This window comes from Exiguobacterium sp. HSB13 (assembly GCF_056764755.1).
Window position 1 is genome coordinate 1,511,176 of record NZ_JBUZOM010000001.1, and the last position, 16,065, is coordinate 1,527,240.

Genomic DNA, 16,065 nt, shown 5'->3' on the forward strand with positions numbered 1-16,065 from the left:
CTTTTTTGAATACAAAAAAGTTCTCGTCCGCAAAGGGACGAGAACTTGAAGATCCCGTGGTACCACCCTGGTTGTCAAATCACATTTGACCACTCGGTGCAGTTAACGCCTGCGTACGACCTTCCCTACTATCAGTTCAGGAAGATACCTCGGAAGGGTCTTTCATCGAGTTCGTCTGTTCGCCCTTCCAGCCAAGGGGCGACTCTCTAAGCAGACGAGGTCTTGATTACTCCTCTTCGTCTTCGGTCGTATGAATCATTTGGTTACGTCTAATATTGCCTCGTCTCTCGGTTCCTGTCAAGCGTTTGCTTCTTTTTCAAGAATCAATGTCACCGGTCCATCATTGACGAGCGCGATATCCATCATCGCACCAAACTGACCTGTCTCGACTGTCAGTCCTTGCGCGCGAAGACGTTCATTGAACGCTTCATACAACGCGTTGGCAAGATCCGGTTTCGCTGCTTCCGTGAACGCTGGACGACGTCCTTTTTTGACATCACCATACAACGTGAACTGCGAGACGGACAGAATCTGACCGTCGACATCTTGCAACGAGCGGTTCATCCGTTCTTCCTCATCTTCGAACACACGGAGTCCTGCGATTTTATCAGCTAACCAGTTCACCTGATCGATCGTGTCTTCGTGCGTGACACCGACAAGCAAGAGAAAACCTTGCTTGATTTGACCGATGACCTCCTGATCGACTGTGACACTTGCTTCTTTGACTCGTTGTAATACGACTCGCATGACTCATCCGCTCCTTACGTCATCATGACGCGATGTACAGCATACACGTCAGAGATTTGTTTGATCCGATCGACGACTTTCTGTAAATGATTGACGTTGTTGATCGCGATCGTCATCGTGATTTTGGCTTGTTTACTGTCGTCGCCTTTCCCGCTGACGGCGACGATGTTCGTATTCGTCGCAGATACCGACTGCAGGACATCGTTCAGTAATCCAGCCCGGTCGAATCCTGAAATTTCGATTTCGACGTTATAACTCTTAACGGCTTTACCTTCGTGTTCCCACTCGACTTCGAGCAAGCGCTCTGGATTTTGTTCGTGAATGACGTTCAAACAATCCGTCCGGTGAATCGAGACACCCCGTCCACGTGTGATATACCCGACGATATCGTCCCCTGGTACCGGATTACAACAGCGGCTCATGCGAACGAGCATGTTGTCGATGCCTTTGACACGAACACCTTCTGGATTTTCTTTCTTCGGACGATCGAACGTCTTCATCTCGCTGATGGCTTCGTTCAGTTCAAGATTTTTGGACTCTTTGTCTTTGCGTAACTTTTCCGTCAATTTGTGCGCGACTTGGGCAGCGGTCAGACCATGATAGCCAACGGCAGCATACATATCTTCTTCTTGCGCGAAGTTGAACTTCCGCGTCACGTCTTCGAGCGTCTTCTCATTGATGACTTCCTTCGGCTCAAAACCAAGCTTCTTCACTTCCGCTTCGATCAGTTCCCGTCCTTTTGAGACGTTCTCTTCCCGTTGCTGACGTTTGAACCATTGACGGATCTTATTCTTCGCCTGACTCGATACACAAATCTTGAGCCAGTCCTTACTTGGACCATAGCTGTGTTTTGATGTGACGATTTCAATGATGTCACCTGTCTTCAGCTTATAATCAATCGGTACCATCCGTCCGTTGACTTTCGCTCCGATCGTCCGGTGACCGATTTCCGTATGGATCCGGTACGCATAATCAATCGGAACAGAGCCTTTTGGCAATTCGATGACGTCACCTTTTGGTGTAAAGACGTACAACATGTCACTAAAGAAGTCGACTTTGACCGATTCCATGAATTCTTCAGCATCTGCCGTATCTTTCTGCAATTCAAGAATTTCACGGAAATGGGCAATCTTATCCTCAAAGCCTGATTTCGCTTCCTGTTCCTTACCTTCTTTATACGCCCAGTGAGCGGCAATCCCGTACTCGGCAATAAAATGCATGTCCCGTGTCCGAATTTGGACCTCGAGCGGCTCGCCTTTCGGTCCGATGACCGTCGTATGCAGCGATTGATACATGTTCGGCTTCGGCATCGCGATATAATCCTTGAAACGTCCCGGCATCGGTTTATATTGCGTATGAATGATTCCGAGAACGGCGTAACAATCCTTGATTGAATCGACGATGATACGCACAGCCATTAAGTCATAAATTTCACTGAACTCTTTTTTCGAGTTTTGCATCTTGTTATAAATGGAATAGATATGCTTCGGACGTCCATCGACTTCCGCCGCAATCTGTACATCATCGAGTACTTCGTTGACCTCTTCGATGACCGAACTGACGAGCGCTTCGCGTTCCGTCCGTTTTTGTTTCATCATTGAGACAATCCGGTAGTACTGTTGTGGATTGATATAACGCAAACTGATGTCTTCAAGTTCCCACTTGATCGTCGAAATCCCGAGACGATGGGCAAGCGGCGCAAAGATTTCAAGCGTCTCTTCTGCCTTTTGCACCTGCTTTTCCTTGACCATATGTTGCAACGTCCGCATGTTGTGCAGACGGTCAGCCAGTTTGATCAAGATGACGCGAATATCTTCCGCCATGGCGATGAACATTTTCCGGTGGTTCTCAGCAAGCTCTTCACGCTTTGATTTATATTTGATTTTCCCGAGTTTCGTGACGCCATCAACAAGCATCGCGACGTCAGGACCGAATCGTTCCGTTAATTCTTCGAGTGTAATGTCCGTATCTTCGACGACATCATGAAGAAGCGCAGCGACGATCGTCGTTGCATCCAAACCAATATCGACTAAGATACCGGCAACTTGTACCGGATGAATGATGTATGGTTCCCCGGAACGGCGGAATTGACCATCATGTTCGTCCTTTGCGAATTGGTAAGCCCGTTCGATGTCTTTGACTTCAGCTTGCGTCATGTATTCCGCACATCGAGCGAGAAGGTCTTCTACATTTACGATTTGTTTGTTTGTCATCCCTTTTCCTCACCCAGTCCCCGGGATCGTCTGCAACGGAATCCCTAATATATAGTTCTTATTATCGTGAAATCTTGAGAAGATGTCAAAATAAAAAGAAATACCCCCTTGGTCATCATGTACCAAGAGAGTATATATGCTTTAGTCTTCGTAGCGAATCAATGAGAGGACGTCGTATCCTTCGAGTTTCTCACGTCCACCAAGACCATCGAGTTCAATCAAGAATCCGATTCCGGCAACCGTTCCGCCTAATTTTTCAATCATTTGAATCGTCGCTTCGATCGTACCACCTGTTGCAAGCAAATCGTCAAGGATGACGACGCGTTGTCCTGGTTGAATCGCATCTTCATGCATCGTTAAAACGTCTTTTCCGTACTCAAGACCATACTCGACACGGACTGTCTCACGTGGTAATTTTCCTTCTTTACGGACAGGTACAAATCCGATCTCCATCGCGTAAGCGGCTGGGCAACCAACGACGAATCCACGTGCTTCCGGACCCGCGATGACATCAGCGCCTTTACTGCGTGCATATTCGACGAGTGCATCAACCGATTGTTTGTACACTGGTCCGTTCTGCATGAGTGATGTGATGTCCTTGAAACTAATTCCTTCTTTCGGCCAGTTTTCGACCTCTTTTATATGCTGTTTGAACTCCATGTCTTTTCCTCCTGCTTCGCCGCTTCTACCAAAGTATCAAAACGCTCTTTCAACTGAGCGAGTGACGAATAAATGTATTGTTGCTCGAGCTCTTGACGCGCTTCATGACGCTGGTACGTCGGAGCTTCCGTCAGATCTCGTTTTGCAGCATTTGGGTTCACACCCGGCAGCCCGTCCTCCATTGTAACAAGAAAATCAAGTTCCGAGAATACCGAATGCATAAAGTTAATCGATCGTTTCGTCCATTTTCGCGATTTCGACAAACGTACGAGACCAATCCGGAGCTCGTCACGTGGACATTTCGCGAAATACTGGAAGTAATGCTTGAAGTCCTCGCGCGATGGAATCGTCTCAAAATAATAGCCCTCGTCCTTAAAGGCACAATAAATCCGCTCTGCCTGTTGGACGTATGGATGAAACGCAACTTCTTCTTCCGGTAGATCGAGGAAGACGATGTTTTGGCGAATCGGACCGTTCAACGGACGTTCCGCGTACTTCTCCTTCACCTCATCAGTAAAGGCAACGAATGTCGTTGTCTCGTGCGGTAAGGCGAATAGTTCGCTCAGCGGTCGCTTACCCCCACGGTAATCGAACACTTGAACATCTTCGACAGCGACATCTTGAATCATCAATTGTGGTTTACGGAACCCATTCCATTCATTGATGTTCAGACTGCCCATCAAATGAATCTCGGATAAAGTCGAGACTTCATCGACAAGGTCGCCGAAGCCGAAGCCGATTGCATCGAGTTCCTTTCCGTCGCCTGATAATAGTGCTTTGACATGCGTCAAATCACGACCGATCCGTTTCATGTCACGGATCTTCGCCTGCTCGATGACGATTCGTGGCGCGGGATTTCCCATCCCGAAAGGCGCGAGTCGCTGAATATCTTCAATCAACTGAATCGAGACATCACTGACCTGTAGACGTAAATCGACATCAATTGTCGCGATGAAGGCATCGTCTGGCAACGTGCTAGCCTGTTCATTCAAGCGTTGACGTAACGCTTCGACGTCATCGGAAGACAGCGTCATACCAGCAGCAGCCGGATGTCCTCCGAAATGCGGCAAGATATCTTCACATTTCGTCAGTTCAGCAAAGAGATCAAAGGCTGGAATCGATCGTCCAGATCCCTTCGCGGTTCCTTTTTCAGCGTCATGACACAGCATGATGACAGGACGATGATATTTTTCAACGAGTCGTGAGGCGACAATCCCAACGACACCTGGATTCCAGTCTGCCGCATCGACGACGAGTACGCGGTCATCTTTAAAACGTTCTTCGACAAGCGCCGTCGCTTCTTCCGCAATCTGCTTGACGATATCTTGACGTTGTTTATTTTGCTGGTCGAGTTGCTTCGCGAGGTGAAGTGCCTCATCCTTACTTTCCGCTAGTAACATCTCAAGCGCTGGCATCGCCGAATCAAGACGACCTGCCGCATTGATCCGCGGACCGAACGCAAATCCGACCGATTCTTCGGTCAGTTCGTCTTCCGTCAAACTACAAACGTCACGTAACGCAAGGATACCCGGACGTTCACTCGCATTCAGCGCCTCGATGCCACGAATCGCTAGCAACCTGTTCTCGCCGACAAGTGGGACGAGATCGGCAATCGTTCCGAGCACGGCAAGATCGAGTAACTCGACGGGTTCCCGGTCAAGCAGTGCATGTGCGACCTTAAAGGCCACACCCGCTCCAGCAAGCTTCGAGAACGGATACGCTGGATCAACACCCGGATGAATCAAAGCAAAAGCGTCGGGTAACGTCTCTTTTGCTTCGTGATGATCGGTGATGATTAAATCGACACCGAGTTCTTTCAGGACATCTGCTTCATGGATGCCGGAAATACCGCAGTCAACGGTAATGACGAGACTAAAGCCTTCTTCCGCAGCCCAGCGAAAAGCGGCTTCGTTTGGTCCATAGCCTTCCGTGAATCGGTTCGGGATATAACACTCTGCCATCCCTCCGATTTCAATTAAAGCGTGCCAGAGAATCGCAGCGGAACTCACGCCGTCGACGTCATAATCACCGTAAATTAAAATCATCTCGCCCTCGTCAACGGCACGTTGAATCCGTTCGACGACTTTTGGCATGTCTTTAAAAGCAAATGGATCATGAAATGCCATTTGATCGGTTTCTAAAAAATCACGGGCAGCTTCACGTGTCGTGAATCCCCGTTGGACAAGTAGTTGTGCGACGTGCGGTGAGATCGTGCCATCCGCCGTCAATTGTTCGATCTGTTCTGAATCGATGACTTTATCAAGCCATGTTTTTTTAGCATGGTACATCTCAAACCCTCCAATCAACTTCCCCATTATAATAGAAAATCCGCACCAGCGATAGCTGATGCGGATACTCTTTTAGGAAGCACGTTTTGTCCGACCAAGTGTCCGACCTTTCATGACGAGCCAGAGTTGTGCGGCGATGAAGATCGAAGAATACATTCCCATGATCAACCCGACGAGCAGAGCAAGACTGAATCCGCGGATCGCTTCGCTACCGAAGATGTAGAGTGCTGCTGCTGTCATGATGACCGTGACGACCGTATTGATCGAGCGGATGATCGTTTGTTGGATCGATTCATTGACGATATGTTGCAACTCATCGAATGAGACTTTCCGTCCACCTTTTTCAGCAAGTCCGAGATTTTCTCGTACCCTGTCGAACGTAACGATTGTATCGTTGACGGAATAGCCGATGATCGTCAAGACGGCTGCGATGAAGTACAGATTGACTTCGATCTGGAACAGCGAGAAGAAAGCAATGATCATTAACGCATCATGTAGCAATGCGAGGACTGTCGCAATTCCGTAGAGCGGTTGGAATCGGAACGAGACGTAGATGACGATCCCGAGTGACGCAAGTAAGACGGCATAAATCGCGTTACGCGCGATTTCCCGACCGACTTGTGCCGAAACTGTCGAGATACTCGGTTCTTTCTTGTATTCCGCTTCAACCGATTGTTTGATTTCAGAAATTTGTTCTTGGCTGAATTCACCAACGAACGTGACGTTCGCTAACTTTCCGCCTTGAGCGAATTGAATACCATCGATTTCTTCCGCATCAATCCCGGCATCTTCAATGACAGAGCGGACGTCCGCTTCCTTGATTTGATTCTCAGAAGAAATCTCGACACGCGTTCCTTGCGTGAAGTCGATCCCGAGGTTTAGACCACGGAACGACAACAAGAGGACCGACACGATGACAAGCGCGATCGTGATTGCGAAATAGATTTTACGATGTTTGACGTAATCGAATTTCGTAGGATTAAAGCTCACGGATTTCACTCTCCTTTACACCGAACCATGATTTCTTCTTATCGAACCATCGGCTACTGACAAGGAGCTGCATCAGGTAACGTGAGACAAAGACGTTCGTGACGAACGTGACGGCGATCGAAACCATCAACATGATGGCGAATCCTTTGACCGTACTTGTACCAAAGTAGTACAACACGCCAGCAGAGATCAACGTCGTCAAGTTGGCATCAAGAATCGTACCAAACGAACGACGGTTACCGGCTTTGAATGCGGACAAGACGGATTTACCACTTCGTAATTCATCCTTGATCCGCTCAGCAGTGATGATGTTCGCATCGACCGCCATCCCGACTCCAAGAACGAGTGCCGCAATCCCCGGTAACGTGAGGACAGCATTGATCCCGTTAAAGAAGATCATGACGAGATAGATGTAGAACAGCAATGTGATGATGGATACGAATCCAGAGATCCGGTAGAACAGTAGCATGAACAAGAAGACAGCGGCTACACCGATTGCTGAGGCGAAGAGCGTCTGATCAAGTGCGTCCTGTCCAAAAGCAGCAGAGACCGACGTCGAGTAGATTTCCTCGAGTTTGACCGGTAGTGCGCCGGCGTTTAGGATCGACGATAATTGTTTCCCGTACTCGGCATCGATATCGCCACCAGAAATGATCGCTTTATCCGAATTGATCGGTTGTGTGACCGATGCATCCGAGACGATCTTCGAGTTTGCTTTTTGAATTTCTTTTTCATACGAATCGCCTTTCTCATAATCGAGCCAGATGACGAGACGATTCGCAGGTGGTTGCATTTGTGAGACTTTTTGTGTCACTTCATAGAATTTCTCTTTTGATTTCATCGTCAACTCGACGAGTGGTTCATTCGTGTTCGGATCATATCCGACTTTTGCCCCTTTGGCTTTTAAGTCTGATCCATCGAGCAACAACTTATCGTTGATGTCACGGAATGACAATTGTGCTGTCGAAGAGAGGATTTGACGCGCTTCCGTCTGATCCTTGACGCCAGCAAGCTGAACGCGAATCCGGTTATCGCCTTCGATCCGGATATCTGGTTCAGAGACACCGAGGACGTTGACACGGTTCTCGATTGCCGTCAGCGTCGCACTCATCGCATTTTGATCGATGACGTCTCCTTCTTTCAGCGGTTGTACTTCATACAAGACTTCGAAGCCACCCTTAAGGTCAAGGCCGAGCTTCGTATCCTTCAACAACCATGACGATGTCGTACCAATCAGTACGAGCAACGCAATGACGACGATGAAGAATGTGGCAAGTTTCCCTTTCTTGATCATGCTACATTGTCCTTTCTCTAGTTCCCAGTATATTTTCAGACAACTTTGTTCTCCTACCCTAGCTTACAAAAGAAATGGTAATCTTAGCAAACGTTTTTCTCATATATAAACAGAAAAGACGCTCCGGAATCCGGAAAGCGCCTTTTCAATGCCTTATTCGACAGTTTCGTCGTCCATGACAGTCGTTGATTTTTTCGTCACTTCTGCGACAGCACTTCGGTTGAATGTCAATTGTGCATTACCTGACTTCAATGTCACCGTCATGTCGTCAACTTTTTGGACAACCCCGTGAAGACCACCGATCGTAACGATCGAGTCGCCGCGTGAGAGTTCATTTTGCATCTGACGCACTTGCTTCTGGCGTTTGTTCTGTGGACGGATCAACAAGAAATAGAACACCACGAAGATCAAGATCATCGGGAGGAATGTGATTAAGCCTTCCATCTGATTCAGCTCCTTTATCATTCAAATCACGTTCATTATACCGTGAAAGAATTGATTTGTCAGACGATTTGTTAGAAATTCTTTGCGTTCGGTAAATTGTAACCGTATTCTTCGAAGAATTCTTCCTTGAAATCGAGCAGACGATCTTCACGAATCGCTTGGCGAACGCCTTCCATCAACTTGACGAGGAAGTGAAGATTGTGTGTCGAACACAGATGCAGACCGAATGTTTCTTGCGCCCGAATCAAGTGATGGATGTACGAACGCGAGTAATTTTTACATGCGTAGCAATCACATTTCTCGTCGAGTGGACGGAAATCACGTGCATATTTGGCATTCCGGACGACAAGACGTCCTTGTGATGTCATCAATGTCCCGTTGCGCGCAATCCGTGTCGGTAAGACACAGTCGAACATATCGATTCCGCGAATCGCGCCTTCAATCAACGCATCCGGTGAACCAACGCCCATTAAGTAACGAGGCTTATCTTCCGGCATGAGTGGTGTCGTGAATTCAAGCGCCCGGTACATGACGTCTTTTGGCTCACCGACCGAGAGACCACCGACCGCATAGCCCGGGAAATCAAGGGCAACGAGGTCTTTTGCACTTTGACGACGTAAGTCTTCATATTCTCCACCTTGGATGATTCCAAAGAGTGCTTGATCGTGCGGACGTTCATGCGCTGCAAGACAACGTTCTGCCCAGCGGCTCGTCCGTTCGACGGATGCTTTCATGTACTCGTGAGAAGCTGGATACGGTGGGCACTCGTCAAACGCCATCATGATATCTGAACCGAGTGCATTCTGGATTTCCATCGCTTTTTCCGGTGATAAGAACAATTTGTCCCCGTTCAAGTGGTTCCGGAAATGAACCCCTTCTTCTGAGATGTTCCGGAGGTCAGCAAGTGAGAAGACTTGGAATCCACCTGAGTCCGTGAGAATCGCGCCATCCCAGTTCATGAATTTATGCAGACCGCCTGCTTCCTTGATGACATCATGTCCTGGACGAACCCAGAGGTGGTACGTGTTCGCGAGGATGATGTTCGCGTTCATGTCCTTGATTTGTTCCGGTGCCATCGTCTTGACCGTTGCTTGTGTTCCAACCGGCATGAAGACCGGTGTCTCGAAACTGCCGTGCGGCGTGTGGACGATTCCTAACCGCGCTCCGGATTGTTTACATGTTTTGATATGTTCGTATGTTACCGCGTGTTTTGTCATTAGTTTCGTTCCTCTCTCGTTAAGAACATCGCATCACCAAAGCTAAAGAAGCGATAGCCGTTTGCAACTGCTTCTTCGTAGGCATGCAGAATGTGTTCTCGTGTCGATAACGCGGACACGAGCATGATCAATGTTGATTTTGGTAAGTGGAAGTTCGTGATCAATCCATCAATCCCTTTGACTTCCTGACCTGGGAAGATGAAGATGTCCGTCCAGCCCGTTGCTTCGACGAAGTCGCCATGGTCACGAATGACCGTTTCAAGCGTCCGTGTCGATGTCGTTCCGACTGCGATGATCCGTCCGCCTTGTTTCCGTGTTTCGCGTAGCAAGGCAGCTGAACTTTCCGGCAGTTCGTAGTACTCACTGTGCATTTTATGACTATCGACGTCGTCGACCGAGACAGGGCGGAATGTGCCAAGTCCAACGTGTAACGTCAACGGTGCGATCCGAACGCCTTTCGCTTTGAGCGCTTCGAGCAATTCCGGCGTGAAATGTAGACCAGCCGTCGGTGCTGCCGCACTTCCGCGTTCCCGAGCATACACCGTCTGGTAACGATCTTGATCCTCGAGTTGTTCGTGAATGTACGGTGGCAGTGGCATCGTTCCAAGTTGGTCGAGCACTTCATAGAAAATGCCGTCATAGAAAAACTTCAGGATTCGTCCCCCGTCTTCAAGTGCTTCGACACACTCAGCACGGAGTAATCCGTCACCAAACGACAAAATCGTTCCTGGTTTAACGCGTTTTGCCGGTTTCGCAAGTGTTTCCCAGACATCGTCACTCGTCTGTTTCAAGAGTAACAATTCGATTTTCCCACCCGTCTCTTCCTTCACACCAAAGAGACGTGCTGGTAAGACTTTCGTATCGTTGATGACGAGTGTATCGCCTTCGCGGAAGTGGTCGACGATATCATGGAAGTGCTGGTGCTGAATCGCACCGGTCTCCCGATCGAGAACCATCAATTTCGAACTCGTCCGGTCGAGCAATGGCACTTGGGCAATTTGTTCTTCTGGTAAATGAAAATCAAATAAGTTTACATCCATTGGTTCAATTTCCTTCTTTCAGTCCTAAATGTTGGCGGGCGAACGGTGTTAAGACACGTCCGCGCGGGGTACGTTGTAAAAATCCTTGTTGCAGTAGATATGGTTCATACACATCCTCGATCGTCTGCGCATCTTCCCCGATCGTCGCTGCGATTGTCTCGAGTCCGACCGGACCACCGGCAAACCGTTCTGCAAGCGATCGTAGTAAACGATGATCGACATCGTCGAGTCCGAGCGCATCGACATGCAAGCGATCAAGCGCACTTGTCGCAAGCGTGGCATCGATCTCGGTTTGATGGGCGACTTGAGCAAAATCACGGACACGCCGTAATAACCGGTTCGCGACACGTGGTGTTCCGCGTGAACGGAGCGCGATGGCTTCTGCTGCCAGACGATCCGCTTCGAATCCGAACAATCGTGACGTCCGGGTCACGATGGCAGACAACTCTGACATCGTATAATATTCAAGCTTCAGCGTCACGCCAAAACGATCACGGAGCGGTGCCGATAACATCCCGGCACGTGTCGTTGCACCGACGAGCGTAAACGGTGGTAAATCAATTCGGACGCTGCGGGCAAGTTCACCTTGACCGATGACGATATCGAGACAATAATCCTCCATCGCCGGATACAGGATCTCTTCGATCGATCGACTCAATCGATGAATCTCGTCGATGAACAGGACATCACCCGGTTCCAGTGATGATAGGATTGCTGCCAAATCACCCGGTCGTTCGATCGCAGGACCGGCTGTCGTCTTGATACCGACCCCCATCTCGTTCGCGATGATCGTTGCAAGCGTCGTCTTCCCGAGCCCCGGAGGACCGTAGAGAAGAACGTGATCGAGTGTTTCCTGACGAATTTTTGCCGCCTCGATGAAGACACTTAAGTTTCCTTTTGCTTTCTCCTGCCCGATGTATTGCTCGAGCGTCTGAGGACGCAGACTCCACTCTTCTTGATCTTCCGCATGGGCGGATTCTGACAAAATGCGCTCTTCCATGTCCTCACCTCACATTCAATAACAACTGGAGTGCCCGTTTGACATATTGATCCGTCGACAGGACTTCTGCCTGCAACGCTTTTTTGACTTTCTCGACTTCTCGGTCACTGTAACCAAGCGCCGTCAAGGCTTCACAAGCTTCATTCAGCTCAGCATTGCCTTGCGCGAACAAGCCTTCGCTCGGTACGTAATCCGGCGCAAGCTCGGCTAACTTTCCTTTTAGGTCGAGCGTCATTTGCTTCGCTGTTTTCTTGCCGACCCCTGGGAATTTGACGAGATAACTTTCTTTCTCTTGTTCAATCGCTTCAACGAGCGCATCGACATTCCCTGATGCGACGATCGCAAGCGCTCCTTTTGGTCCGATTCCTGTGACACCGAGCAACTTCGTGAACAAGGCACGCTCACGACGGGAACGGAATCCAAATAAGACTTCTTGGTCCTCACGGACATAATGATACGTATATACGATGATCTGTTCGTCTCCGGTCCGATAAAAAAACGGGTTCGGTGCTACGATTTTGTAGCCAATCCCGCCAACTTCTACCGTCACGAATTCCGCACAGACATAAGCGACTTCGCCGCGTACGAATTCTATCAATGTGGAACGCTCCCATCCTTAAACAAACTCTCGTGTTATTGTAGCATACATCTTCGTTTGGCTTCAAAGCGTTCTTCAGCAAAAATCAATACATATGTTCGGTCTCTCAATCAGAAAACAAAAAAGCGTGATCGTTCGCACGACCACGCTCTCACCCTTTATTTTATGAACGCTCAAGCATCCGTTCGAGCGCCAACACGGCATGCCGCGTCGTCTCTGCGTCTACCGTGATGATGTTGACCGGGTCACCGGCTTCGACTTGTTCGAGCGCCCACGCCAAGTGCGGTAAGTCAATCCGGTTCATCGTCAGACACGGACACATGAATGGATTGAGCGACACGATATCAAGTTCCGGATGCGTCGTCGCAAGTCGATTGACGAGATTCATCTCTGTTCCGATTGCCCACTTCGTTCCAGGAGCAGCCTGTTCGATTTGTTGAATGATGTACGCCGTTGATCCGTTGAGATCAGACGCTGCTACGACTTCGTGCGAACATTCCGGATGGACAAGAATCTTTCGCTCCGGATCCGTCTTGCGGAACTGTTCAATCTGACCGACCGTGAATTTCTCGTGGACCGAGCAATGTCCTTTCCATAAGATGACGCGGACGTCCTGATCTTCCCCATCAAAAACGAGTTCGTCCTTGATCGGATCCCAAATCGCCATCTGTTCTAATGGAATTCCGAGTGCGTGCGCCGTATTGCGACCGAGGTGTTGATCCGGCAGGAAGAATAAGATGTCGCGTTCAGCAAGCGCCCACTTGACCATCTGGACAGCGTTCGATGACGTCACTGTCGCCCCCCCGTGACGACCAACGAACGCTTTGATTGCTGCTGTCGAATTGACATACGTCAACGGTAAAATTGACTCCCCGAACCGTTCCGTCAAGATCGTAAAGGCCCGCTCCGTTTGCGTATCGTTCGCCATGTCCGCCATCGAACAACCAGCACGCATGTCAGGCAAAACGACCGTATGTGACGCATCCGTCAGCATGTCTGCCGTCTCTGCCATGAAGTGGACACCACAAAAGACTGTATATTCCGCTTCTGTCATCTGCTTCGCGACTTGCGCGAGTTGGAGCGAATCTCCCGTCGCATCCGCGAACTGGACGACTTCATCCTTTTGATAGTGGTGGGCAGGTAAGAATAAGCGACTGCCCATCCGTGCTTTGACCCCTTCGATGATGGCGATCAAGTCTGCTTCTGATTGTTGTAAGTACGACGCCGGAATTCCCTCGTGACGTAATAGATCAAATGACATCTTTTTTTCCTCCTTCGATTTTCATGCTGATATCAAGTGCTATTGCTGAATGGGTGAGTGCTCCGAGTGAGATGACGTCTGCTCCGCTGTCCGCAAAGTCTGATAACGTGTCTATCGTGATCCCACCGGATAGTTCGACCGTGATATGCGGTGGAATCAATTGCCGGAGCTGTTTGATTTCTGCTGGTGTCCGGTTATCGAGCATGATGATATCGACTTTTGCAGCCACTGCCTCCAGCACTTCCGCTTCCGTCTCGACTTCGACTTCGATCGGTGTCGTATGACCTGCCACTCGTTTTGCTCGCGTCACCGCTTCCGTAATCGATCCCGCTACTGTGATGTGGTTGTCCTTGATCATGACGGCGTCATCGAGACGTCCGCGATGACTATAACCACCCCCGACGCGAACGGCATGTTTTTCGAGCATTCGTAATCCAGGAGTCGTCTTTCGTGTATCCGTGATTCGGATTCGTCCTGCTGCTACCTCGACCGCTTGACGTGTCTTCGTCGCAATCCCGGATAAACGTTGCACCAAGTTCAAGGCGACCCGTTCTCCACTTAAAATATCCTGCAACGAACCAGACCACTCGGCAAGGAGTGTGCCTCGCGTGACGATTGTCCCTTCCGCTACATGAATCGTCACGTCGACCTGTAAGAGATGCGCCATCTCCCGAATGATGTCTACTCCGCAGAAGACACCGTCTTCCTTTGCTAGAAAACGACCGGTCCCGCGTTCTTGTCCCGTCAGACATCCTTCACTCGTGATATCCCACTGTCCGATATCCTCGATTAAAAATGCCTCCAGTTGTTGCCGTAACTGCCACTTGTTCAACGCTCTCATCCTCTCCTGTCAATCGACTCCGTGCTCCTTCAAGCAACAAACATGCCGTTACGTGACGTAATCGATTTTCTTCTGCTTCCTGTCCGGATTCGTCTAATGTCCAGTCTTTTAATGCGTCCAGACTTTCTTGTATCTGCCTAACATCCATTTCGACACCAATGACCTGCGATAGACGGTCTGTTACGGAACGAAGTGTTCCCGGGCGTCGTTTTATTTGTTTGACTGAAAGTTCCGGTAACAACTTGAGCTGTTCTGCTACCGCTTTTCCCATGACGACACATTCAAGGAGCGAGTTCGACGCCAGACGATTTCGACCGTGTAGTCCAATCGATGCTGTCTCGCCGACCGCGTATAGTCCTTCGACCTGCGTCCGCCCTGAAAGGTCCGTCTCGATCCCACCCATTAAGAAATGAATGCCTGGTGCAATTTCAACGAGATCCGGATTTATGTTCAGTTTTTCACATTTTTCTACAAACGTTGGAAACCGTTTCGTTCGGTCGACGACGTTCGACGTATCGAGATAGACCGGTTCGTATTTTCGCACCTCATGGATTCGTTTTGCGACTTCATCTCGCGCCGCTAAATCTTGCATCGGATGATCCGCCATGATCCGGTCGCCATTTTTCGTTACAAGCGTCGCTCCTGCACCTCGTAATGCTTCCGTGATTAAACCTTCCGAACGACCTGCATGAACGAGTACCGTCGGATGATGCTGGATATAACCGAGATCACGAATCGTCGCCCCCGCTTCAAAGGCGAGTGCAATCCCGTCCCCTTGAATCAAAGGGTCATTCGTCGACGCTGCGAATAATCCACCCACTCCACCGGTCGCGAGAATCGTTGCGCGCGCCACAATCTCGATCGGCTCTCCCTCGCTATATCCGACTGCACCTACTACCTGTCCATTTACTTGAATCAACTCTGTGATATGCGTCTGCTCAAGAATCGGAAATGGTACTTGCGGCATCAACGTCTCCATGATCCGTTTACCAGTCTCGTCCCCGCCACAGTGATAAATCCGCGGCAAACGATGTGCTCCTTCACGACCGAGTAAAAACTCTCCCTCGGACTGATCGAATAAAACGCCTTGTCGTAATAAGAATTCCATCGCCTCGGTTCCCGATCGGGTGACGTAATCGACGACGGACCGATTGATACGCCCTTTTGCTGCTTGGCACGTATCTTCAAAGTGACCACGATGATCGATTTCTGCATAAGCGGAAGCAATCCCACCTTGTGCTCGAACGGAATTTGTCTCAAATCGCGAACCTTTCGAGACAAGTAATGCGTTCATTCCCGATGGAAGATGCAGGGCGACTGAAATCGCGGCAAGCCCTGTTCCGATGATCAACACATCCGTCTCAAGTCTTTTATGTAAAGACATATGATTTACACCTCTATATCTAAATGTTTACTATTGACTTGACAATAAGTTTGGCATACTTTTAGCTGAGTGACAAGACGAAAGGACA

General features: G+C 49.3%; 12 protein-coding genes, 1 pseudogene and 1 other annotated feature. All 13 genes and pseudogenes read right to left on the minus strand.

Annotation, left to right across the window (positions count from 1 at the left end; all coding sequences use genetic code 11):
* Positions 1-30: 30 nt before the first annotated feature.
* Positions 31-252 (minus strand) — a binding site (T-box leader).
* 45 nt (positions 253-297) lie between these two features.
* Entirely contained in the window at positions 298-747 is a 450-nt protein-coding gene (gene dtd / locus ACZGCQ_RS08160; RefSeq protein ID WP_214859635.1) for a D-aminoacyl-tRNA deacylase, read from the minus strand.
* 14 nt (positions 748-761) lie between these two features.
* Positions 762-2,960, minus strand: coding sequence for a RelA/SpoT family protein (locus ACZGCQ_RS08165; protein ID WP_023468927.1), 2,199 nt, complete (start codon positions 2,958-2,960; stop codon positions 762-764).
* A 141-nt stretch (positions 2,961-3,101) separates the two neighbouring features.
* A complete protein-coding gene (locus tag ACZGCQ_RS08170) occupies positions 3,102-3,620 on the minus strand; it encodes an adenine phosphoribosyltransferase (RefSeq protein WP_023468928.1) in 519 nt (172 codons plus the stop codon).
* Positions 3,599-5,908, minus strand: coding sequence for a single-stranded-DNA-specific exonuclease RecJ (gene recJ / locus ACZGCQ_RS08175; RefSeq protein WP_481265990.1), 2,310 nt, complete (start codon positions 5,906-5,908; stop codon positions 3,599-3,601). Before recJ ends, ACZGCQ_RS08170 begins: the two co-directional genes overlap by 22 nt.
* A gap of 72 nt (positions 5,909-5,980) precedes the next feature.
* Positions 5,981-8,192: pseudogene (gene secD / locus ACZGCQ_RS08180) on the minus strand (protein translocase subunit SecD).
* Positions 8,193-8,345: 153 nt separating this feature from the next.
* Entirely contained in the window at positions 8,346-8,636 is a 291-nt protein-coding gene (yajC, locus tag ACZGCQ_RS08185; RefSeq protein WP_029342244.1) for a preprotein translocase subunit YajC, read from the minus strand.
* Positions 8,637-8,707: 71 nt separating this feature from the next.
* Positions 8,708-9,853: a tRNA guanosine(34) transglycosylase Tgt gene (tgt, locus tag ACZGCQ_RS08190; protein ID WP_029342245.1), complete on the minus strand. Its 1,146-nt coding sequence runs from the start codon at positions 9,851-9,853 to the stop codon at positions 8,708-8,710.
* A complete protein-coding gene (gene queA, locus ACZGCQ_RS08195; protein ID WP_023468934.1) occupies positions 9,853-10,893 on the minus strand; it encodes a tRNA preQ1(34) S-adenosylmethionine ribosyltransferase-isomerase QueA in 1,041 nt (346 codons plus the stop codon). The genes tgt and queA overlap by 1 nt, the downstream gene beginning before the upstream one ends.
* Positions 10,894-10,897: 4 nt before the next feature.
* Positions 10,898-11,893 carry a Holliday junction branch migration DNA helicase RuvB gene (gene ruvB, locus ACZGCQ_RS08200; RefSeq protein WP_029342246.1) on the minus strand — a complete coding sequence of 332 codons (996 nt, stop codon included), beginning with the start codon at positions 11,891-11,893 and terminating at the stop codon, positions 10,898-10,900.
* Between the two features lie 4 nt (positions 11,894-11,897).
* A complete protein-coding gene (ruvA, locus tag ACZGCQ_RS08205) occupies positions 11,898-12,491 on the minus strand; it encodes a Holliday junction branch migration protein RuvA (protein ID WP_023468936.1) in 594 nt (197 codons plus the stop codon).
* Between the two features lie 163 nt (positions 12,492-12,654).
* Complete coding sequence (nadA, locus tag ACZGCQ_RS08210) at positions 12,655-13,752, minus strand: quinolinate synthase NadA (RefSeq protein ID WP_481265991.1); 1,098 nt, start codon at positions 13,750-13,752, stop codon at positions 12,655-12,657.
* Positions 13,742-14,584 (minus strand): carboxylating nicotinate-nucleotide diphosphorylase, encoded by an 843-nt coding sequence (gene nadC, locus ACZGCQ_RS08215; protein WP_481265992.1) that lies wholly within the window; start codon positions 14,582-14,584, stop codon positions 13,742-13,744. The genes nadA and nadC overlap by 11 nt, the downstream gene beginning before the upstream one ends.
* Positions 14,508-15,977 carry an L-aspartate oxidase gene (locus tag ACZGCQ_RS08220; RefSeq protein ID WP_481265993.1) on the minus strand — a complete coding sequence of 490 codons (1,470 nt, stop codon included), beginning with the start codon at positions 15,975-15,977 and terminating at the stop codon, positions 14,508-14,510. Before ACZGCQ_RS08220 ends, nadC begins: the two co-directional genes overlap by 77 nt.
* Positions 15,978-16,065 lie beyond the last annotated feature (88 nt).

What these genes read in the sequence shown, in the direction of transcription:
- dtd (WP_214859635.1), bottom strand. Translation starts at nt 747, where the DNA reads ATGCGAGTCGTATTACAACGAGTCAAAGAAGCAAGTGTCACAGTCGAT.
- ACZGCQ_RS08165 (WP_023468927.1), bottom strand. Translation starts at nt 2,960, where the DNA reads ATGACAAACAAACAAATCGTAAATGTAGAAGACCTTCTCGCTCGATGT.
- ACZGCQ_RS08170 (WP_023468928.1), bottom strand. Translation starts at nt 3,620, where the DNA reads ATGGAGTTCAAACAGCATATAAAAGAGGTCGAAAACTGGCCGAAAGAA.
- recJ (WP_481265990.1), bottom strand. Translation starts at nt 5,908, where the DNA reads ATGTACCATGCTAAAAAAACATGGCTTGATAAAGTCATCGATTCAGAA.
- yajC (WP_029342244.1), bottom strand. Translation starts at nt 8,636, where the DNA reads ATGGAAGGCTTAATCACATTCCTCCCGATGATCTTGATCTTCGTGGTG.
- tgt (WP_029342245.1), bottom strand. Translation starts at nt 9,853, where the DNA reads ATGACAAAACACGCGGTAACATACGAACATATCAAAACATGTAAACAA.
- queA (WP_023468934.1), bottom strand. Translation starts at nt 10,893, where the DNA reads ATGGATGTAAACTTATTTGATTTTCATTTACCAGAAGAACAAATTGCC.
- ruvB (WP_029342246.1), bottom strand. Translation starts at nt 11,893, where the DNA reads ATGGAAGAGCGCATTTTGTCAGAATCCGCCCATGCGGAAGATCAAGAA.
- nadA (WP_481265991.1), bottom strand. Translation starts at nt 13,752, where the DNA reads ATGTCATTTGATCTATTACGTCACGAGGGAATTCCGGCGTCGTACTTA.
- ACZGCQ_RS08220 (WP_481265993.1), bottom strand. Translation starts at nt 15,977, where the DNA reads ATGTCTTTACATAAAAGACTTGAGACGGATGTGTTGATCATCGGAACA.